23 protein-coding genes are annotated in these 19,859 nt (G+C 57.2%); 4 read left to right on the forward strand and 19 right to left on the reverse strand.

Annotation, left to right across the window (positions count from 1 at the left end):
* Positions 1-64: 64 nt before the first annotated feature.
* The 13 genes from emrB to LGL98_RS05720 all read right to left on the reverse strand — a co-directional run bounded on the left by emrB (position 65) and on the right by LGL98_RS05720 (position 12,838).
* On the reverse strand, positions 65-1,603 hold the full coding sequence (gene emrB, locus LGL98_RS05660) for a multidrug efflux MFS transporter permease subunit EmrB (protein ID WP_002914342.1): 1,539 nt from the start codon (positions 1,601-1,603) through the stop codon (positions 65-67).
* Positions 1,604-1,618: 15 nt separating this feature from the next.
* Positions 1,619-2,791: a multidrug efflux MFS transporter periplasmic adaptor subunit EmrA gene (gene emrA, locus LGL98_RS05665; RefSeq protein WP_136030416.1), complete on the reverse strand. Its 1,173-nt coding sequence runs from the start codon at positions 2,789-2,791 to the stop codon at positions 1,619-1,621.
* 125 nt (positions 2,792-2,916) lie between these two features.
* Positions 2,917-3,447, reverse strand: a complete 531-nt coding sequence (mprA, locus tag LGL98_RS05670; protein ID WP_002914337.1) for a transcriptional repressor MprA — start codon at positions 3,445-3,447, stop codon at positions 2,917-2,919.
* Positions 3,448-3,537: 90 nt separating this feature from the next.
* A complete protein-coding gene (gene ygaH / locus LGL98_RS05675; protein ID WP_136030417.1) occupies positions 3,538-3,873 on the reverse strand; it encodes an L-valine transporter subunit YgaH in 336 nt (111 codons plus the stop codon).
* Positions 3,863-4,609: an AzlC family ABC transporter permease gene (locus LGL98_RS05680; RefSeq protein ID WP_136030419.1), complete on the reverse strand. Its 747-nt coding sequence runs from the start codon at positions 4,607-4,609 to the stop codon at positions 3,863-3,865. Before LGL98_RS05680 ends, ygaH begins: the two co-directional genes overlap by 11 nt.
* A gap of 179 nt (positions 4,610-4,788) precedes the next feature.
* Positions 4,789-5,787 carry a glycine betaine/L-proline ABC transporter substrate-binding protein ProX gene (proX, locus tag LGL98_RS05685; protein ID WP_136030421.1) on the reverse strand — a complete coding sequence of 333 codons (999 nt, stop codon included), beginning with the start codon at positions 5,785-5,787 and terminating at the stop codon, positions 4,789-4,791.
* 77 nt (positions 5,788-5,864) lie between these two features.
* Positions 5,865-6,932: a glycine betaine/L-proline ABC transporter permease ProW gene (proW, locus tag LGL98_RS05690; protein WP_136030422.1), complete on the reverse strand. Its 1,068-nt coding sequence runs from the start codon at positions 6,930-6,932 to the stop codon at positions 5,865-5,867.
* Positions 6,925-8,127, reverse strand: coding sequence for a glycine betaine/L-proline ABC transporter ATP-binding protein ProV (gene proV / locus LGL98_RS05695; protein WP_025714840.1), 1,203 nt, complete (start codon positions 8,125-8,127; stop codon positions 6,925-6,927). Before proV ends, proW begins: the two co-directional genes overlap by 8 nt.
* Before the next feature lie 356 nt (positions 8,128-8,483).
* Positions 8,484-9,446: a class 1b ribonucleoside-diphosphate reductase subunit beta gene (nrdF, locus tag LGL98_RS05700; protein ID WP_136030424.1), complete on the reverse strand. Its 963-nt coding sequence runs from the start codon at positions 9,444-9,446 to the stop codon at positions 8,484-8,486.
* 10 nt (positions 9,447-9,456) lie between these two features.
* Positions 9,457-11,598 carry a class 1b ribonucleoside-diphosphate reductase subunit alpha gene (gene nrdE / locus LGL98_RS05705; protein ID WP_136030426.1) on the reverse strand — a complete coding sequence of 714 codons (2,142 nt, stop codon included), beginning with the start codon at positions 11,596-11,598 and terminating at the stop codon, positions 9,457-9,459.
* Entirely contained in the window at positions 11,571-11,981 is a 411-nt protein-coding gene (gene nrdI, locus LGL98_RS05710) for a class Ib ribonucleoside-diphosphate reductase assembly flavoprotein NrdI (RefSeq protein ID WP_136030428.1), read from the reverse strand. The genes nrdE and nrdI overlap by 28 nt, the downstream gene beginning before the upstream one ends.
* Entirely contained in the window at positions 11,978-12,223 is a 246-nt protein-coding gene (gene nrdH, locus LGL98_RS05715; RefSeq protein WP_136030430.1) for a glutaredoxin-like protein NrdH, read from the reverse strand. Before nrdH ends, nrdI begins: the two co-directional genes overlap by 4 nt.
* A gap of 183 nt (positions 12,224-12,406) precedes the next feature.
* Positions 12,407-12,838, reverse strand: coding sequence for a carboxymuconolactone decarboxylase family protein (locus LGL98_RS05720; RefSeq protein ID WP_136030432.1), 432 nt, complete (start codon positions 12,836-12,838; stop codon positions 12,407-12,409).
* 88 nt (positions 12,839-12,926) lie between these two features.
* Between LGL98_RS05720 and pdxR the strand changes: the two genes are divergently transcribed.
* A complete protein-coding gene (gene pdxR / locus LGL98_RS05725) occupies positions 12,927-14,288 on the forward strand; it encodes a MocR-like pyridoxine biosynthesis transcription factor PdxR (protein ID WP_136030434.1) in 1,362 nt (453 codons plus the stop codon).
* A 119-nt stretch (positions 14,289-14,407) separates the two neighbouring features.
* Here pdxR and LGL98_RS05730 read toward each other — a convergent pair whose 3' ends face one another.
* Complete coding sequence (locus tag LGL98_RS05730) at positions 14,408-14,755, reverse strand: ElaB/YgaM/YqjD family protein (protein ID WP_002914293.1); 348 nt, start codon at positions 14,753-14,755, stop codon at positions 14,408-14,410.
* A 149-nt stretch (positions 14,756-14,904) separates the two neighbouring features.
* On the opposite strand from LGL98_RS05730, the gene LGL98_RS05735 reads away from it, so the two are divergent.
* Positions 14,905-15,267 carry a DUF2002 family protein gene (locus LGL98_RS05735; RefSeq protein WP_002914291.1) on the forward strand — a complete coding sequence of 121 codons (363 nt, stop codon included), beginning with the start codon at positions 14,905-14,907 and terminating at the stop codon, positions 15,265-15,267.
* A 78-nt stretch (positions 15,268-15,345) separates the two neighbouring features.
* Here the strand turns inward: LGL98_RS05735 and alaE are convergent, their stop codons facing one another.
* Positions 15,346-15,795 (reverse strand): L-alanine exporter AlaE, encoded by a 450-nt coding sequence (gene alaE / locus LGL98_RS05740; RefSeq protein ID WP_136030436.1) that lies wholly within the window; start codon positions 15,793-15,795, stop codon positions 15,346-15,348.
* Positions 15,796-16,523: 728 nt separating this feature from the next.
* Between alaE and stpA the strand changes: the two genes are divergently transcribed.
* Positions 16,524-16,925: a DNA-binding protein StpA gene (gene stpA, locus LGL98_RS05745; RefSeq protein WP_136030439.1), complete on the forward strand. Its 402-nt coding sequence runs from the start codon at positions 16,524-16,526 to the stop codon at positions 16,923-16,925.
* A 76-nt stretch (positions 16,926-17,001) separates the two neighbouring features.
* Here stpA and LGL98_RS05750 read toward each other — a convergent pair whose 3' ends face one another.
* Entirely contained in the window at positions 17,002-17,181 is a 180-nt protein-coding gene (locus LGL98_RS05750; RefSeq protein ID WP_136030441.1) for a GDFGVC terminal motif YodC-like protein, read from the reverse strand.
* 204 nt (positions 17,182-17,385) lie between these two features.
* On the opposite strand from LGL98_RS05750, the gene lpxO reads away from it, so the two are divergent.
* Positions 17,386-18,288 carry a lipid A hydroxylase LpxO gene (gene lpxO / locus LGL98_RS05755; RefSeq protein WP_136030443.1) on the forward strand — a complete coding sequence of 301 codons (903 nt, stop codon included), beginning with the start codon at positions 17,386-17,388 and terminating at the stop codon, positions 18,286-18,288.
* Here lpxO and LGL98_RS05760 read toward each other — a convergent pair.
* From LGL98_RS05760 to LGL98_RS05770, 3 genes are all read right to left on the reverse strand, one after another.
* Complete coding sequence (locus tag LGL98_RS05760) at positions 18,269-18,814, reverse strand: rhodanese family protein (protein WP_136030445.1); 546 nt, start codon at positions 18,812-18,814, stop codon at positions 18,269-18,271. The two genes, lpxO and LGL98_RS05760, sit on opposite strands and share 20 nt — an antisense overlap.
* A 7-nt stretch (positions 18,815-18,821) precedes the next feature.
* The gene (locus LGL98_RS05765; RefSeq protein ID WP_136030447.1) at positions 18,822-19,121 is read right to left on the reverse strand and encodes an ArsR/SmtB family transcription factor; all 300 of its coding nucleotides are present in this window, start codon (positions 19,119-19,121) and stop codon (positions 18,822-18,824) included.
* Between the two features lie 75 nt (positions 19,122-19,196).
* Complete coding sequence (locus LGL98_RS05770) at positions 19,197-19,802, reverse strand: FMN-dependent NADH-azoreductase (RefSeq protein WP_136030450.1); 606 nt, start codon at positions 19,800-19,802, stop codon at positions 19,197-19,199.
* Positions 19,803-19,859: the final 57 nt, after the last annotated feature.

A 19,859-nucleotide genomic window follows, 5' to 3' on the forward strand; every position in this document is an offset into this window, starting at 1 on the left:
ACTAGCGAGAACTGGACAACCTGACGCCGTAAAAAAGGGACCCGCAGGTCCCTTTATGTGAGGCTTAGTGCGCGCCGCCACCGCCGCCGCCGGCGCTGAACGGTGGTCTGGCGAACCACACCAGTCCCAACAGCAGGATGAAAATGGCCGCAGAAATCCAGAAGATTTCGTTGGCGGAGATAATCAGCCCCTGGTTGGTTATCTGCTGTGCTATCCAGCCGGACGCCTGCTGCTGCGTCATTCCCATGCCCTGCAGCTGATCGTAAATCTGCTGCGCGTTGGGGTTAAAGGGGGTCACCGATTCGGTAAGCTGCGCATGGTGCAGCGCCTCGCGGTTGGTCCACAGGGTGGTGGTGATGGAGGTCCCGATGGAGCCGGCAAGGGTACGGGTGAAGTTCGACAAGCTCGACGCCGCCGCCAGCCGCTCCGGCGGCAGGCCGGAGAGGGTGATGGTGGTCAACGGCATGAAGAAGCAGGCCACCGCGAAGCCCTGGATAAACTGCGGCCACGCCGAGGCGCCAAAGTCCATCCCCGGTTCGAAGGTCCAGGCGCGCCAGTAGAAGCAGACCGCGTACATGATAAAGCTGAAGGTGACCAGCCGCCGCATATCGAGCTTATGCGCGAAGCGGCCAATAATGGGCGACAGAATGACCGGGATCACCCCCACCGGCGCCGAAGCCAGACCGGCCCAGGTTGCGGTGTAGCCGTAAACCTCCTGCAACAGCTGCGGCAACAGCACGATGGCGCCGAAGTAGAGCATATAGGCCAGACTGATACAGAGGCAGCCGATGGTGAAGTTGCGCGACTTAAATAGCGACAGATCGACAATCGGGTTATCGTCGGTCAACTCCCAGACAATCAGGAAGCTTATCGCCACCACCGCCACGATGGTCAGAATGATAATCTCATTGGAGGAGAACCAGTCGAGCTCTTTGCCGCGGTCGAGCATCACCTGCAGGCTACCGATACCGATGATCAGCAGCGCCAGACCGACGCCGTCGATTCGCCGCTGTTCGGTTTTGGTTTCCCGGTTGCGCAGGGTTTGCAGGGTCATCAGCACCACCGCCACGCCAATGGGCACGTTGATAAAGAAGATCCATCCCCAGTGGTAGTTATCACTGATATAGCCGCCGAGGATCGGGCCGCAGATGGGGGCGACGATCACCGTCATCGACCACAACGCCAGGGCGATAGAGCGCTTCGCCGGCGGGTAGTTGCTGAGGAGCAAACTTTGCGACAGCGGGATCAGCGGCCCGGCGACAATCCCCTGAATGACGCGGAAGAAGATCAGCATCGTCAGACTGTTGGAGACGCCGCATGCCCAGGAGGCAATGGCGAACGCAGTGGTTGACCACAGGAACAGCTTCACCTCGCCGACGCGCTTGGCCAGCCAGCCGGTGATCGGGATGGAGATGGCGTTAGCAACCCCGAACGAGGTGATGACCCAGGTCCCCTGGCTCAGCGAAGAGCCAAGGTTGCCAGCAATGGTTGGGATCGCCACGTTGGCGATAGTGGAATCCAGCACCTGCATGAACGTCGCGAGCGACAGCGCAATGGTCATAATGACCAGCTGCGCGCCTTCCAGCGGTTTTTGCTGTTGCATTACACTCACCCCGAATTATCCGGCGTTGGCCTGAATGATCTCGTCTATCAGTTTATTAACCGGATCGAGAGCGATTTCGCGGGCATTGCTCTCGTAAACCGGGGAGCTCCGCACCTGGCTGGCCAGCATTTCACCATCGCGATCGGTGGTGTTGACTTCCACCAGCGTCGAGAGGCCGATGCGCAGCGGGTGCTCCGCCAGTTGTTTTTCATCCAGCTCGATACGAACCGGCAGACGCTGTACCACTTTGATCCAGTTGCCGGTGGCATTCTGCGCCGGCAGCAGGGAGAAGGCGCTGCCGGTGCCCATATCCAGACCAACCACTTTGCCGGTGTATTTCACGTCATCGCCATAGATGTCGCTGATCACGGTGGCCGGCTGGCCGATACGCATATGCGCCAGCTGCGTCTCTTTAAAGTTAGCGTCGATCCACAAGTTGGTCGCCGGGACCACCGCCATCAGCGGCGTGGTGGTGCCGATCTGCGCGCCAGGCTGTACCGAGCGACGGGAAACGTAGCCGCTAATCGGGCTGACGATCTGCGTACGCTGCAGGGCCAGCCAGGCGTTACGCACTTCAGTGGCCGCCTGGAGCACCGCCGGTTGCTGTTCCAGCCTGGTGCCCAGCACGATCGCCTGGTTGGCGTTGTACTGCTGGATTGCCACGTCGAGTTCGGCCTGCGCGCTGGCGACGGTATCGCGGGCGTGCTGCAGCTCTTCGCGGCCGATGAGGTTCGCCGCGCCCAGCGGGATACGACGGTTCAGGTCAGCCTGCGCCTGGGCGAGGGCGGTTTTTTTGACGTCAATATTCGCCTGCAGCTGCTTGCTGTTGATCATCTGCTGGCGGGTCTGACGGACGCTGGCGGCCAGCTGTGTTTTGGCTTTCTCGAACGCCTGCTGAGCATCGGTCCGATCGAGGGTCACCAGCGGATCGCCTTTCTGCACGAAGTCCGTATTGTCTGCCCAGACTTTGGTCACGCTGCCCGAGACCTGGGCCATAATTTGTACCTGGTTCCCTGCCACATAGGCATCGTCGGTCTCTTCGTAGTGACGCAGTACCAGAAACCAGTAAATCCCATATGCCACGGCAATAATAATAAAGAGCAATGTCAGCAACAGAAGGGCGCCTTTACGCTTCCCTTTTTTGCTGCCTGGTTGCTGCGGGGTTTGGCTCTCCGCATTTGCGCTCATGTTATTCTCCACCATCTTATTATTTCACATCGGCTGAGCCGACCTGTTTATCAGAAAGGCCAGCAGAGATCTGCTGGCCTGGCTGTTTTCCTTGCAACGTAAAAATGGGCTGAGCGATGCCGCCCTTAGCGTAGAGAGTCCGCCAGCACGCCTTCTTCTTCCATCTGGTCAAGGCGGCTCAGGAGTTTGCGGGTGATATGTTCGAGCTGATCTTTTTCGCTGGTGCTGAGTGAAGACCACAGCTGATGCAGACAGTTATGCTGCGGTGGCAGGACTTCACGCAAAAACTGATGGCCCTTTTCGGTCAGCTGCAGATGCAGACAGCGGCGATCGTTATCGCTCTCGCGGCGTTCAATCCAGCCGCGTTTTTCCAGTTCATCAGCGATACGAGTGGCGTTGGTACGTGATGAGCCCAGCGCGCAGCTCAGCTCGGACGGCTGGATGCTGTGGTTTTCCTGCGACTCCAGCGTAATCAGCGCCATAAATAATGTCTCGTTAATTCCCTGCGCTTTGAGCATTTTATTGCGATTTTCCAGCAGCTTACCTTGCATGTGCATGCAAAGACGAGTTAACAGGATCTCCTGAAACGGGAAATCTTCATGGCGGCTGGCGCGGAATTTGAGCATTTGCTCAATGGGAGTAAACGAACTATCCATTTGGGTATGACCTCATTAATTACAGCCGATATAATAACTATTGTGACAAATAAATCAAATGAATTATTGACTAAAACTGATACGTAAAGCTTAGAGCCCGCTGGCGATTTTCCAGGCCAGACCATAGGCAAACGCCGACAGCAGAGTCGGAACAATAATGCTGCGGGTTTTCCAGAAGGCGCCCCCCAGCACCAAAAAGCCGATCAGCGTCGGCACCAGGCGGTGGGCGTCGGCGAGGATCTCCGGTACGCTGGAGACAACCAGCAGCGCGCAAATCGAGGCGATGCCGATAGTGTCGAGTAACACGCTGACCGGGCCGCGGCGGGCAGGACGGGCATGGCCCGCGCGCAGACGCAGGGGAAGATAGCGAAACAGATAGTTGACGCCGCCGACAATCATTCCAAGCAGTAGGACCTCACTGTTCATCCGGCATCCCCTTGAGCATGGCCTGGACCAGCGCCGTCAGACACCCGCAGACAATTCCGGCGAGGATCGCCGCCGGAATGGAAAATAAGAGAATACCGCCCAGCGCGCCTGCCAGCGCCGCCGTGACGCAGAGCGACTGCTGACGCTGGAAAGAGGCCAGCAGGAAGCTCATAAACAGCGCCGGCAGCATAAAACCGAGGGCGGCTTCTATCGCGGGATAATCCACCAGCAGGCCATTGCCGGACCAGGCGCCAGCCAGCGTGCCGCATACCCACGACGCCCACGAGGTAAACGCGAGACCGAGCATCCAGTTTTCGCTCCAGCGACGGTTGTCGCGAACCAGCCTGGCGGTGGCGGCGGCGAAAACCTCATCGGTCAGGCCGAAGGCCCAGAGGGCGGTTTTCTTTTTGTTCAGCGCGGTATGGATGCGGCTGCGCAGCGAGGGGCCATACAGCACGTGGCGGACATCCATCGCCATCACCGTCAGGGCCGCGACCCACAGTGAACTGCCGGCGGCCAGCATGGCGGTGATCACAAACTGGCTGGCGCCGGCGTAAATAATGCAGGAGAAAAACAGGCTTTCCAGCGGGGTAAATCCCAACCGGGTAGCGTTCAATCCGAAGGCGAATGCCACCGGCAGGTAGCTGATGACGATGGGGAGGCTGTCTTTGATGCCTTCGCCGATCGTGGCGACACGTTCAGGTAAGGCACAGGTTAAGGGCGCGGGGTTTTCCATATGAATAACTTATCGCTGGATCCATGTGAAGGTGGCAATTTGATCGATGTATCCACCTTAACAGAGGGCGACGCGCCTTTACACTATGGAAATTCCTGGAATCCGCTTTTCCATGACCCTGGCGATGAGAAAGGGGGCAAGGGGGCGGATAAGGCGCAGAGCCTTATCCGTGAGCGGGTTTACTGCTGTGCGGCGAGCGCGGTTTTCACCCAGCTGTCGAACAGCGGCTGGTGGGCTTTGATCCAGCCGTCAACATGACCATTGATGTCGGCTTCGGAAGCATGGCCTTCGTGCATCATCGCATTCTCGGCGTTGATGTCGGCGATCGGCAGCTTCATGACGCTAAACAAGGTGGCGGCGGCCGGATTTTTCTCCGCCCATGCCTTGTTGGCGACAATATGCATGGTGTTCACCGGGAAGCCATAGTTGGCGCCGTTGGCCAGTTTGGTGTCGATATTTTTCTGCTCGCCTGGCAGGGAGGAGAACGGTACCTGCAGCCAGACGACGTCTTTGCCAGGCTTCAGCACGTCGCTGACCCAGTACGGCGTCCAGGTATAGTAGAGCACCGGTTTACCTTCTTTATAGCGGGCGATGGTGTCGGCCATCATCGCCGCGTAGTTGCCCTGGTTATGGGTGACGGTGTTGCTCAGGCCATAGGCGTCAATCTGATGGTTAATTACCGCTTCGCAGCCCCAGCCTGGGGTGCAGCCGGTGAGATCCGCTTTACCGTCGTTGTTGGTATCAAACAGTTTGGCGATCTGCGGATCTTTGAGCTGATCGATGGAGGTGATGTGGTACTGCTCAGCGGTTTTTTTGTCGATCAAATAGCCCTGGGCGGCGCCTGAGACGTACACTCCTTTGCGATAGAATTTGTTATCACCGCCCGCCGCTGCGTACATGTCATCGTGCAGGGGCTGCCAGTTAGTGGCGATAAAGGTGGTATCCCCGGCGGCAATCGACGTATAGGCGACGTTATAGTCTACTTCGCTGGGCTTCTCGACGGTGTAGCCCAGCTTCTCCAGCGCGCGACTGACCAGCAAGGTCTGGAATGTTTCTTCCGAAATGGTGCTCTGGGCGGGCTTCACGGTAATCCCTTTGCCCGGCAGGTCGGCGGCGAAGGCGCTGGTGGCGAGCAGGGTGGCAAAGGCGGCGGTGGCCATCATCGTGCTATGTCGCATGGTGGTTCCTTTTTTTGTTTAACGGGAAGGGCCGCTCCCGGGCATCGGCTGCTGTCGGGGAGCGGCGCTGTATCGGCTTATCGACAGAAAGGACGAGTGATAAGCCCCAGCGGGCCGGTGGTGTACCAGCGGCGGTTGCCGCGACTGCGGGCGTCGCGGCCGACGGCCTGAGTGAGGCGGTCAAGGATAATCGCCAGGATCACAATCCCCACCCCGCCGACGGTGGCCAGACCCATATCGAGGCGGCCAATGCCGCGCAGTACCATCTGGCCGAGACCGCCGACGGCGATCATCGAGGCGATCACTACCATCGACAGGGCCAGCATCAGGGTCTGGTTAACCCCGGCCATAATGGTGGGCATCGCCAGCGGCAGCTGAACTTTAAACAGCAGCTGGCGCGGGCTGGCGCCAAACGAGCGCGACGCTTCGATCAGATCCGCCGGTACCTGGTTTATCCCGAGGATGGTCAGACGGACGATCGGCGGCAGGGCGAAGATAATCGTCACCACTACGCCGGGCACGTTGCCGATGCCGAACAGCATCACGATCGGCACCAGGTAGACGAAGGCCGGTGTGGTCTGCATGGCATCCAGCAGCGGGCGGATAATTTTCGCCGCCCGCGGACTGCGCGCCAGCCAGATCCCCAGCGGCAGGCCGATGATCATGCAGAACAGCAGGGCAGTGAGGACCAGCGCCAGGGTGACCATCGCCTGCGACCACGCGCCGATGGCGCCGATGGCAATCAGCGATACCAGGGTGGCGACCCCCATGCCGAGGCTGGAGATCTGCCAGGCGATCAGCGCGAAGACGATAATCGCCACTGGCGCCGGCATCCCCAACAGCAGCTGCTGGAAGGCGCTGAGGATGTAGTCGATCGGCACGCGGATCCCCTGGAACAGCGGACGGAAGTGCAGCACGATCCAGTCAATGGCGTGGGTGACCCAGCTGTCGAGTGGGATCAGGGTTTTGTGGAACGGGTCCATGATATTGAATTGTTCCGGCTGCGGCGCCGGGGCGCTGTGCAGCCAGTCGGCGCCGCCGCCATTGGCCGGTGCGGCATTCGAGGCGCCACCCCAGGCGTCGGCAGCCTGCGCGGCGCTGTCGGTTGCCGGGGCGCTGTCCCACGGATTAGTTTGATCAGCCATGATTCACCCCCTCGCGATCTAAAGCCTGGAGCAACATTCGTTTGGAAATGATGCCAATGTATTGTTGTTCTTCATCCACTACCGGGACGGCGCACGGGGCCTGACCGACGTGGGAGAGCAGATCGCTGAGCGGCGTTTGCGCCTCTACCGCCAGCGGGGCGTCAATCAACGCCGCCTCGATCCCCTGGCCGGCGCTGAGGGCTGTTTTCAGAGAATCAATTGAGACAATCCCGACAAAGCGATTCCCGCGCTCGATGACATAGCCATATTCCCGGTCTTCATCCTGTAATAATTTCAGCGCGGAGCGGGGGCCAAAACCAGGCGTTTTACGAATCAGGCCGACCGGGCTACGGCGGGCAATATCTTTCGCGCTGAAGACCTGGCTAATATCCACACCGCGGAAGAAGGTGCGGACATAATCATTGGCCGGATTATTTAATATTTCATCCGGAGTGCCGACCTGAACCACTTCGCCATTTTGCATAATAGCGATGCGATCGCCAATGCGCATGGCTTCATCAAGGTCATGGGAAATAAAAACGATAGTCCGTTGATGCTTAGCCTGTAATTTGATGAGCTCATCCTGCATTTCGGTGCGAATGAGCGGATCGAGCGCGGAGAAGGCTTCATCCATCAGCAGAATATCGGGATTAATTGCCAGGGCACGGGCTAAACCGACGCGCTGACGCATCCCGCCGGAGAGCTCATCCGGCCAGGCGTGAGCATAATTCTCCAGCCCCACCTGACGCAGCGCCTCCCGCGCTTTTTGCTCTCGTTCGGCGGCCGGAACGCCGGCCAGCGCCATGCCAAACGCCGTGTTGTCCAGCACGCTCATGTGCGGCATCAGTGCAAAGGACTGAAAAACCATCGCAATTTTCTTGCGGCGCACCTCGCGTAGCTCGGCATCCGACATTTTGGCGATATCGACCCCGTCAATCAGCACCTGGCCGCGGGTGGGTTCAATCAGGCGATTGAGAAGGCGAACCATGGTGGATTTCCCCGAGCCGGAGAGCCCCATGATGACGAATATCTCGCCTTCTTCAATGGCCAGACTGGCGTCTTTGACGCCAAGCGACAGCCCCGTTTTTTCCAGTATTTGCGCTTTGTTGAGTCCTTTCTCAATATATTTGAAAGCCCGGTGGGGGTGCTCGCCAAATATCTTATAAAGATTTTTAATTTCTAATTTAATTGCCATGCAATAGAGAAGTTCCTGTTATTTGTTTATTGCGATATGATACCCGATGGTGATTATGATCTTTTTACACCCTAACATACTCAGATTCTGTGACAACCCTCAATGGCAAACTCTCGGCAAAATGGGAAGACGGGATTTACGGTTCAGCCCCCGTGATATAAGGGCTGAGAGGCAATTTATTGCGGGTGATATTTTTTGATTATCTTTGGATAATTCGTCTGGAATGGCATGGTTTTCTGCTAAATATGACGCAGTGATGACAGTTAAGCTATGGAGGGAATATTTGGCAGAGAAAGCGTTATTCTGAGAAATAGAAAACCAGGAATTCGTCCGTGATATTCCTGGTGAAAGTAGGGTTAAAAGTCCCAGTCGTCGTCGGCGGTTTCTTCCGTTTTACCTATCACATAAGAGGAGCCTGAGCCGGAGAAAAAGTCGTGGTTTTCATCGGCGTTGGGTGACAGCGCCGCGAGGATCGCCGGGTTAACCGCTGCCATCTCCGCGGGAAACAGCGCCTCGTAGCCGAGGTTCATCAGCGCTTTGTTGGCGTTGTAGCACAGGAAAGCGCTGACGTCGTCGAACCAGCCGCTCTCGCCGTACAGCTCCCGGCTGTAGGCCAGTTCGTTGTCGTAAAGATCCATCAGCAGATCGAGGGCGAAATTTTTCAATTCTTCGCGCTTGCCGGGGCTGACGATCTCCAGTCCTTTCTGATACTTGTAGCCGATGTAATAGCCATGTACCGCTTCATCGCGAATGATAAGACGGATCAGATCCGCGGTATTGGTCAATTTTCCACGGCTGGAAAAGTGCATTGGTAGCCAGAAGCCGGAGTAGAAGAGAAAGGATTCGAGGAACACACTGGCGATTTTTTTCTTCAGCGGCTCGTCGGCCTGATAGTAGCCCAGCATCAGCTGTGCCTTGCGCTGCAGGGGGGCGCAGCTTTCGCTCCAGGCGAAGGCGGCATCCACCTCCTTGCTGTGGCACAGCGTGGAAAAGATGGAGCTGTAAGAGCGGGCATGAACCGCTTCCATAAAGCTGATGTTCGACAGCACCGCCTCCTCATGCGGGGTTAGGGCATCCGCCATCAGCGCCGGCGCGCCGACGGTGTTCTGAATGGTATCGAGCAGCGTCAGCCCGGTAAAGACGCGAATGGTCAACTGCTGCTCCGCCGCGCTGAGGGTTTGCCAGGCGGGAATGTCGTTCGACAGCGGCACTTTCTCCGGCAGCCAGAAGTTGCTGGTGAGACGATTCCAGACCTCAAGATCTTTGTCGTCATCAATGCGGTTCCAGTTGATAGCGCTGATGCGCGTTAAATGAGTCATCCTGTTCTCCTTACAGCGCGCAGGACACGCAGCCTTCAATTTCAGTGCCTTCCAGCGCCAGCTGGCGCAGACGGATGTAGTAGAGCGTCTTGATGCCTTTCTTCCAGGCGTAGATTTGCGCTTTATTGATATCGCGGGTGGTGGCGGTATCGGGGAAGAACAGGGTCAGCGACAGCCCCTGGTCGACGTGGCGCGTCGCCTCGGCGTAGGTGTCAATGATCTTCTCCGGCCCTATCTCGTACGCATCCTGGTAGAGTGCCAGATTGTCGTTATGCATAAACGGCGCGGGGTAGTATACCCGCCCGGTTTTCCCCTCTTTGCGGATCTCAATCTTCGAGACGATCGGATGAATGCTGGAGGTAGCATGGTTGATGTACGAGATCGACCCGGTGGGCGGCACCGCCTGCAGATAGCGGTTATAGATGCCATAGCGCATGACATCGTCGCGCAGCTGGCGCCAGCTTTCCCGGTCGGGAAGAGGGATGCCGGCGCGGGCGAACAGCGCGCGCACGCGTTCGGTTTTCGGCTGCCACTCCTCCTGCAGATATTTGTCGAAGTACGCCCCGCTGGCGTAGCGTGACTGTTCGAAGCCAGCGAAGCGCTGGCCGCGCTCGCGGGCCAGCAGCATCGAGGTGTGCAGGGCATGCCAGGTCACGGTGTAAAAATAGATATTGGTGAAGTCCAGCCCCTCCGGACTGCCGTAGGCAATGCCTTCCCGCGCCAGGTAGCCGTGAAGATTCATCTGCCCCAGGCCGATGGCGTGGGAGGCCGCATTGCCGGCCGCCACCGAGGGAACCGACTGTATGTCGCTCATATCGGACACCGCGGTCAGGGCGCGCACCGCGGTGGTGATAGTGCGGGCAAAGTCCGGCGAGTCCATGGTATGGGCAATATTCAGCGAGCCGAGGTTACAGGAGATATCTTCTCCAATATGGGCGTAACTGAGGTTCTCATCATAGGTGGACGGCGTACTGACCTGCAGGATCTCCGAACACAGGTTGCTCATGGTTATTCGCCCAGCTACCGGATTGGCGCGATTAACAGTGTCTTCAAACATGATGTACGGATAGCCGGATTCGAACTGGATCTCCGCCAGCCGCTGGAACAGGTCGCGGGCGCGGATCCAGCGCTTGCGCACCCGCTCGTCGGCCACCAGCTGCGGATAGAGGTCGCCGATGGCGCAGTCGGCGAAGGGTTTACCGTACAGCCGCTCGACGTCATACGGCGAGAACAGGGCCATCTGCGCGTCTTCTTTCGCCAGCTGGAAGGTGATATCAGGGATCACTACCCCCAGCGATAAGGTTTTGATGCGGATTTTCTCATCGGCATTCTCACGCCGGGTATCAAGAAAGCGCAAAATATCGGGATGGTGAACATGCAGCCAGACCGCTCCTGCCCCCTGGCGGGCACCGAGCTGATTGGCATAGGAGAACGCGTCTTCCAGCATCTTCATCACCGGCACCACCCCGGAGGACTGGTTTTCGATGCGCTTGATCGGCGCCCCGGCCTCGCGCAGGTTGGAGAGTAAAAAGGCCACCCCGCCGCCGCGTTTCGACAGTTGCAGCGCCGAGTTAACCGCCCGGCCGATGGACTCCATATTATCTTCAATGCGCAGCAGGAAGCAGGAGATCAGCTCCCCGCGCTGCTGTTTGCCGGCGTTGAGGAAGGTGGGGGTGGCCGGCTGGAAACGGCCGCTGAGCATCTCTTCCATTAGCTGCTGCGCCTGCTGGTCATCCCCCTGGGCCAGCGTCAGCGCCACCATTACGCAGCGATCGGCAAAATCCTCGAGGTAATGCTTGCCGTCAAAAGTCTTCAGCGCGTAGCTGGTATAGAACTTCCAGGCGCCGAGGAAGGTCTGAAAGCGAAATGCGGCGCGCCGGGCCTGGGCGAACAATGCCAGCACAAACCCGCGGTCATAGCCGGCCAGCACCTGCGGATCGTAATAGCCCTCGCGGACGAGCCAGGTGAGTTTATCGTCCTGGCTGGCGAAGGTGAGGGTGTTGGGCCGTATCTGGGCGGTCATAAAGGCCTCTACCGCCTGGCGATCTTTCTCAAACGGGATGCGGCCCTCGCTATCGTACAAATTCAGCATCGCGTTGAGGGCGTGAAAATCCGCCGCGGCGGTTATACGTTCTGCGGTTGTCGTTGCCAAAATTCGCTGACTCCTTTACGCACAGTGTTGATATCGTCAGGGGTTCCCATCAGCTCGAAGCGGTAGAGATAGGGCACGGCGCATTTTTGCGCGATGACCTCCCCGGCGCGCCCCCAGGCGTCGCCAAAGTTGCGGTTGCCAGCGGCAATCACTCCGCGGATCAGCTGGCGGTTATGCACGTCGTTTAAAAAGCGGATCGCCTGACGCGGCACCGCGCCAGCCGTACCGCCGCCGCCATAGCTGGGAACGATGAGAATATAGGGGGCGTCTACCTGCAGATGTTCGCGCTCGTTCAGCGGGATGCGCACCGCCGGCAGCCCCAGGCGCTGCACAAAGCGATGGGTATTCTCTGAACGGCTGGAGAAGTAGACGATGAGGCTCATGCGCTGGCCGCCGTGGCGGAGGGGCGCAGGCGATTGATCATATCCGGGCGGAAGCCGCTCCAGCGCAGATCGCCGGCGATCACCACCGGCAGCTGGCGAAATCCCTGCTCGCGCAGGGTGTCGATAGCGTCCGGCTGCTGGTCGATGTTTATCATTTCAAAAGGCAGTCCCCGGCTCTCCATGGCTCGCCGGGTGGCATGACATTGCACGCAGTCATTTCGAGTGTAAATAATAATGCGCATGATTCGTATTTCCATTTAAGATAACAACACGGCGCTAAACGCAGCGTCGAACGTTGTGGGTCATTCGATAAGGAAATACTAGATGTAGTTATTTAAAACTTCAACCACTCAATATATAGCGTTTTTGGCAAAGAATTCCCCCGCCGGGATCGTTCGGCGGAGGAGGAGGGAGGCTGTGCGGAACTACAGGCGCATAGCGACGGCGAGGCGGTTAAAGGCGTTCATCAGGCTGATGGCTAAGGTCAGATCGCTTATCTGACGCGGGGTAAAATGCTCCTGCAGCGGCAGGTAGACGTCATCTTCCGCATGGCTGGCAGCAATATCAGTGACCGACTCGGCCCACGCCAGCGCTGCGCGTTCGGCAGGTGTGAAGTGAGCGCTTACCCGCCAGCCGGCCAGAGCATCCAGCTTGCTTTGCGCCATGCCGCCTTTGCGCAGCGCCTGGCTGTGCTTCTCAAGGCAGAAGGCGCAGCCGTTGATCTGCGACACGCGTAAATAAACCAGCTCCACCAGGGCGCTGCCCAGCTCGCTTTTCTCCAGCGCGATGCTGGCCTGTACCAGTCCTTTATAAACTTCCGCGCTCAGTTCACTGAATGGCTGACGTAATTGGCTCATGGTGTTCTCCTCTCTAAGTCGGCAGCCAAAATAGCACTATAATGGACTGCAAAAGATAGCCATATTGTGATGAAAAAAGCAGACCATAATGGAAGTGACTTACCTCCCGCTTTATCAGCGTATCGCCCGCCAGCTGAAATCGGCGATTGAACGTGGCGAACTGGCTCCGGGCAGCCGTCTGCCCGCCAGCCGGGTGTTTGCTCAGGAGCAGGGCGTCTCCCGGGCGACTATCGAAAGCGCCTGGGGCGAACTGGTCGCTCAGGGCTGGCTTGAGCGGCGTGGGCAGGCGGGGACTTTTGTCAGCGAGCGGCTCAGCCCGCGCCAGCTGGCACCGGTACCGCCAGCGCAACCAGCCGCATCGGCGGAGCCGTTGCCCTTTCAGATGGGGCTGCCGGCGCTGGATCTCTTTCCGCGTGGGCTGTGGGCGCGAGTGATGGGCCGTCGGCTGCGGACGCAGTCGCGGTTCGACCTTGCTCCCGGCGATCCCGGCGGCGACCCGCTTCTGCGCCAGGCGATCGTCGATTATCTGCGCCTGTCGCGCAGTATTGACTGCCAGCCGGAGCAAGTGCTGATCACCAGCAACTATGCTACCTCCATGGATCTTATCCTGCGTACCCTGGCTCAGCCCGGCCAGCATATGTGGATGGAAGATCCCGGTTACCCCTTTATCCGCCCGGTCGTTGAGGCCCGGCAGCTGGTGGTGGATGCGATCCCGGTGGATGAGCAAGGGATGGATATCGGCTGGGGCCAACGCTACCACGCGCAGGCGCGGTTTGCTCTGCTCACCCCGGCGCACCAGAGCCCGCTGGGAGTTGCGCTGTCGCTGCCCCGGCGTCGCCAGCTGCTGGCGTGGGCCGCAGAGCGCGACGCGTGGATTATTGAAGACGATTACGATAGTGAGTTTCGCTATCATGGCAAACCGCTACCGCCATTGAAAAGTCTCGATGCGCCGCAGCGGGTTATCTACGCGGGTACCTTCAGTAAGTCGATGTTCCCGGCGCTACGCACCGCCTGGCTGGTGGTGCCGACTTCTCTGGTGGCGCGTTTTCGTCGGGCGGTGGAGCCCCAGCCCTGCACCGTTCCCACCTTGTGGCAGCAGACGCTGGCGGATTTTATCCAGCAGGGCCATTTCTGGCGTCATCTGAAGAAAATGCGCACCAGCTACAGCCAACGTAGGCAATGGCTGGAGTCGGCTCTGCAGGCGCAGGGCTTTCAGGTCACGCCGCAGCAGGGAGGTATTCAACTGGTCATGCCGGTCAGCGGCGACGATTGCCTGCTGGCGCGACGGGCGACAGCGGCCGGGCTGGCGGTGCAGGCGCTGAGTGACTGGCGGATACGCCATGTTGGAGAAGGGGGATTACTGATGAGTTTTACCAATATTCGCTCGGCGGCAATGGCTGATACGCTGGCCCAGCGGCTCAGAGAGGCGATCGCGAAAAAGGGTGCATAAAAAACCCCTGCGGCCAGAGGCGCGCAGGGGCTGACGCGTATTTGTTATCTTCATTTCTATCCGTGAAACTGGCGGGCTCCCGCTCGCTCGTAGAACAGCGGAAGCTGACGCTTTAGGTATTATCGACGTAAATTGAGCAATACGCCAATAAATACCCCGACGGCGGCGGCAGCACCCACGCTGTGCCATGGTTTATTGCGTACATAGGTGTCGGCGCAACCCAGCGCATCGCATGCTGCCTGGCGTGCATCTAACGCCGCCTGCTGCACCCGGTTGTGGCCGTTAAGGCGGGCACGGGTCTCTTTTAACAGCGACTGTGCTTTAACACGCGCCGCTTCCGCTTCCTCTTTTGCGTCACTGCCCCATGATTTCAGCACCTCTTCCAGCGTATCCGCTAATTGGCTGACATCGTTATGAATATCTTCGGCATTCTCGTCAAAATTGTTGCGGTTCACATGGTTAGCCATCGTTATCTCCCTTAATTCCATCGAGTGAGTAAGTGTAGGACAAGATTTTGAATTATGCTTACTGCTGTGGTTTCTGGAATTTTCCGAAAGCACTGCGCTTAATGAATAAGGTAAGGTCAATGTGCGGTAAAAGATAACGAGGAATCAGTATGTATTTAAGACCCGATGAGGTGGCGCGTGTTCTTGAAAAAGCCGGCTTCACCATGGATGTTGTGACGCAAAAAGCGTACGGCTATCGCCGCGGCGATAATTATGTTTATGTGAACCGCGAAGCGCGCATGGGGCGAACAGCGTTAGTTATTCATCCGGCGTTAAAAGAGCGCAGCAATATGCTGGCCGAACCGGCTTCAGATATCAAAACTTGCGACCATTATGAACAATTTCCGCTGTATTTAGCCGGGGATGCGCAGCAGCATTATGGTATTCCGCATGGGTTTAGCTCACGTATGGCGCTTGAGCGTTTTCTGAATGGATTATTTGGCGAAGCCCAGCCGGCCATGTCGACGAATTAATTAGGCAATGGATTAGTCAGGCGGAGCGGACGGAGATGAAAAAGCGACTGGCAGCGCCAGTCGCTGATAACGCGTCGGTCAGGCTTTCGCCTGCTGGTAGGGTGCAACACGGAACAGGCGGCGGCAATAGTCGAGGAAGTAGCCGTAAGCGGCGCCCATCATCATCGACACCGCCAGGTTTGAGCTCACCGCAGCGACAATCTGGTGCCCGTCTGCACCCACGCCCCACAATATTGCCACATACACCGGCGACTGAAAGGTAACGTAGGCCAGCACGTCGGCCATATTTTTCATCCAGCCAGCCGGGCTAATGCGCCGGGCCTGGCGCATCGCAAAGTCGCGATAAAAACCATAAGGCACTGCAATAATAATGTTGACCGGGATCGCCACCAGGCGCGACGATAACGACTGCTCAAACGTCATACCAGAGAGAAAAATTTCGATCATCATGTTGACGACAGTGCAGTAAACCACCATCGCAAAGGTGTCTGCAACCGCGTGCCGCAAGCGGGAGTGCGCAGAGAACATCGGAGTGCTCCTCGAAAATGAAGTCAATAACGCCGAAAAATGCGCGTTGGTATAGCGTTTTTGGGCTGCCTGTTTTGATGTGCGTAGAGTATATCTCTGCATTAAAAGTGGCAACTAGCTATAAATTTTTATTTATCGCCTTTTTGTCGATAAAATACTCTGTGGTGGTTCGTTTTTTGTTCGTTACGCTACTTTTATTCCCGATGTCGTTAAAATTATTGTTTTTCAATGGCTTATGTTTTTCTTTTCTCTTGTGGTTTGCCGACAGTTCGGCGCCTGGCTGGCCACTGTGGCGCAAAATCACGTTAGCGTGTGACTGATGTCATATTTAGAATTTTTTATGCCATTGGTCGCATTTTTATGGTGAAAAACTCTGAGTTGGTGCGTGTTGTTTTATTCCAAATGACTGATTAACTATTCAGTGTGTCGTGAGGGAGGGATCGGCGAGACCACCGACGATGAGCTGGTAACCTGCTGACCGAAAAGGTAATATTCTCGGCGGGATATATTTTATTGCGCGCCTGAATACCGGTTTTATCTATTCATTATCTCTTTTGGTCTGATTTATGAAAAAGGCAAAGAGATGTACCAATATAGTCCCGGTGGATAAAGGACATTATCCGGATAATATATTTTTCTGGATAACCGAAGGCTGGAAATAAATAAGCGTTTCTATTACACTTGCCGCGTCGTATCTTTTAATTTGTTATCTGGGATTTTTTAATTTTATGTCTTTAATGTTACACAAACTGAATAATATCCGTTCACTGCGATCCCTGTCCCGTGAATTCTCCATTGACGTGCTTGAAGAGATGCTGGAAAAGCTCAGGATCGTCACTGAAGAAAAACGGACGCAACAGCAGCTGGAAGCGCAGCAGCAGGCTGAATATCAGGAAAAAGTAAACACCTGGCTTGAGCTAATGCGCGCCGATGGTATTTCTCCTGACGAGCTGGTGGCGGATATTCAGCCACCGAAGACGGGCGGTAAAAAGCGTCAACCGCGTCCGGCGAAATATCGTTATATCGATCATACTGGTGCAGAGAAAACCTGGACCGGCCAGGGAAGAATGCCGAAGCCGATTGCCCAGGCGGTCGCTCAGGGTAAATCGCTCGACAGCTTTTTAATTTAACGCTTACGGGCCAGCGCCAGCCCGGTGGGTGAGTCCCACCGCCTGGCCTGGCCTGGTGATCTTAAATGAGTGGGCTTCAGCAGACACCGAAGTCTCCCTCTTCCTGATAGGGTGTCACCTCGTCTGACTTCAGCGTATAGCGTTCCCCTTGCTCCTGTGCGGCCTGGACCACGACCAGCTGCTCCCCATTCACTTCCACCACTTTCAGTTTTGGCCCACCCGCGCGCGGTTGTACCAGATCGCCGATAGCAAACATCACTTACTCCTCACGGTTAACATCCTGGATGAACCTAAACCATAGCTCAACGCCCGGGCACTGAACACCGGTGTGTTGTTTTTTGTTAAAACAATTTGGAGTTATATGTATTAATGTTGTTAATGCTTCGCTGACGCCATACCGCTGCTGACAAGGGGGGGACGGCGAGGGTAGGGTTACCATTAACAGGTCAGGAAAGACACCATGAAGTATATCATTCTGTTGATCATTGTTATTGCTGTGCTGTATGTCCATTACCGCGGACGCGTGCGCTATCGTTTCTGGCGCCAACTCTCCGACCATTCCACATTTACCGCACCGCTGAATGGATTTATGTATTTATTTTCCCGTGTGCCGAATACGCCATATCTGCGTCCGGAGATATTTCCCGAGCTGGCGATATTGCAGCAGAACTGGCAGGTTATTCGCGACGAAGGGATCCACCTCCAGCAACTGGAGCAGATCAAAGCGGCCGATAAATACAACGATGCCGGATTTAACTCATTTTTTAAAACCGGCTGGAAACGCTTTTATCTGAAATGGTATGAAGATGCCCATCCTTCCGCCAGCCAGCTTTGCCCACACACCACCGCGCTGCTGCGGGACATTCCGTCGATAAAAGCAGCCATGTTCGCCACCCTGCCGGACGGCAGCCGTCTGCCGCGCCACCGCGATCCCTACGCCGGATCGCTGCGCTACCATCTTGGCCTGGCGACGCCGAACGATGACCGCTGTTTTATCGAAGTGGACGGTCAGCGCTACAGCTGGCGCGATGGGGAAGGGGTACTGTTTGATGAGACCTATATCCATTACGCGGAAAATACCAGCGGTGAGAATCGCCTGATTTTGTTCTGCGATATTGAACGGCCGATGCGCTACCGCTGGGCGCAGAAAGTGAACTACTGGCTGGGACGTCATCTGATGAGCGCCGCCTCGGCACCCAATGATACCGGCGATCGTACCGGCGGAATTAACCGGGCGTTTCGCTATATCTATCAGATCCGCATAGTTGGCAAGCGGCTGAAAAAATGGAATAAGACGGTCTATTACATCGTCAAATGGTTGTTGTTCGGCGGTATTGCCTGGCTTATCTGGAGTGCGTTTTAACCTCCTGGCGCCGGTTCCAGGGCATGATTGCCAGCAAGCGCGCCATACCGCAAAAGCCGGTCACCCCGGCGAAGGTGAGCCCGGCGCCGACCGCGCCGCTGAGCAGGAAGAAGCCGCTACTCACGGTATAGCCCAGCAGCACACCGAGTAAAATCAGGGCGCCAGCGGCAATTTGTACCTGGCGCATCAGCGGCAGCGGCTGGGATTTATCTTCTGCTACCGGCAGCCCTGCGGCTTTCCACGCCTGAATTCCTCCCGCCAGCAGGCAGGCCTGCGCTGGCGCGGCGGCCGCGGCCAGGCGAATCGCATTATTCTGCGTCCGGGAACCCGCCTGGCAGTGAAAGATGATCGTCTCTCCGGCCCGGGCATTGAGAGTCGCACCGCTGGTCAGGGTGGCGAGCGGCACCAGCTCGGCATCGGGAATATGTTCGCGCGCGTATTCATCTGCATCACGAATATCAATCAGTCTGGCGCCCTGGGCAATCAGCGCCCGGGCTTCGGCAGGGGGTAAGGTGGCGATGGTCATAGGATCCTCACGGGCAATAGAGCGTTTTCAGCGTATTGATCACCTGCTGTACCGCAGGGTGGGTGATGAAATAGTGGATACGCTGGGCGTCGCGCTCGCTGTCGATCAGCCCCTCGTCACGCATCCGCGCGAGGTGTTGCGAGGTGGCGGAGGGGCTCAGGCCGGTAGCCCGGGCGAGTTCACCGGCGCTGGCCCGAGGCGCATCGCACAGCATGCACAGGATCAGCAATCGGTGAGGATTGCTCATCGCTTTCATCAGCCTGGCGGCTTCTCCGGCGCGGGCCTGCAGGTCTTCAGGTGTGGTCATGTATTTTAGCTTTTTCTAAATTTAGATAACTCTAAAATAAAAAGGCCGCCAGCGCCAGCACAATTTCTCCACGACTCAGGCCGGAACGGCGAGCTGGGCAATCTGCGCCCGGGCGTTGGCGATCCCGGCGTCGCGACCATGCGGACGATGGTCCAGCCCTTCGGCATAGATAAATTCCACCTCATGGATCCCCATCAGCCCCAGTACCGCGCGTAGATAAGGCGTGATGGCGTCGGTGGTCTCACCCAGATGAATACCGCCGCGGCTGCTGACGACCACCGCCCGAACGCCCTCGACCAGCCCCTGCGGCCAGCTGTCGGTATAGCGAAAGGTTTCCCGCGCCCGCGCCACGAGGTCGAACCATTTTTTCAGATCGGTCGGGACGTTGAGGTTATACATCGGCGCGCCAATCACCAGCAGGTCGCTGGCCTTTAACTCGGTGATAAGCTGGTCGGAGAGCGCGACCGCCTCGCGGATGGCCGGCTGCGGATCCGCCGCCCCGCGCAGGGCGGCGAACAGGGGGCGATCCAGCGTCGGCAGCGACATGGCGCTAAGATCGTGTTCGGTGAGCCGATCGTGGTGTCCCGCCGCCTGGCGCGCCGCGAGAAATTCGTTAATCAGCTGATTGGTCAGGGATGTTTCGCCGTTAATGCTGGATTTCAATACCAGTACGTTAGACATGATGAGTGCCTCCAATGAAAGATAGAAGCAAAGACTAACACTGTCTTTTTGGTCTCA

Source organism: Klebsiella africana, assembly GCF_020526085.1.
Taxonomy (GTDB): domain Bacteria; phylum Pseudomonadota; class Gammaproteobacteria; order Enterobacterales; family Enterobacteriaceae; genus Klebsiella; species Klebsiella africana.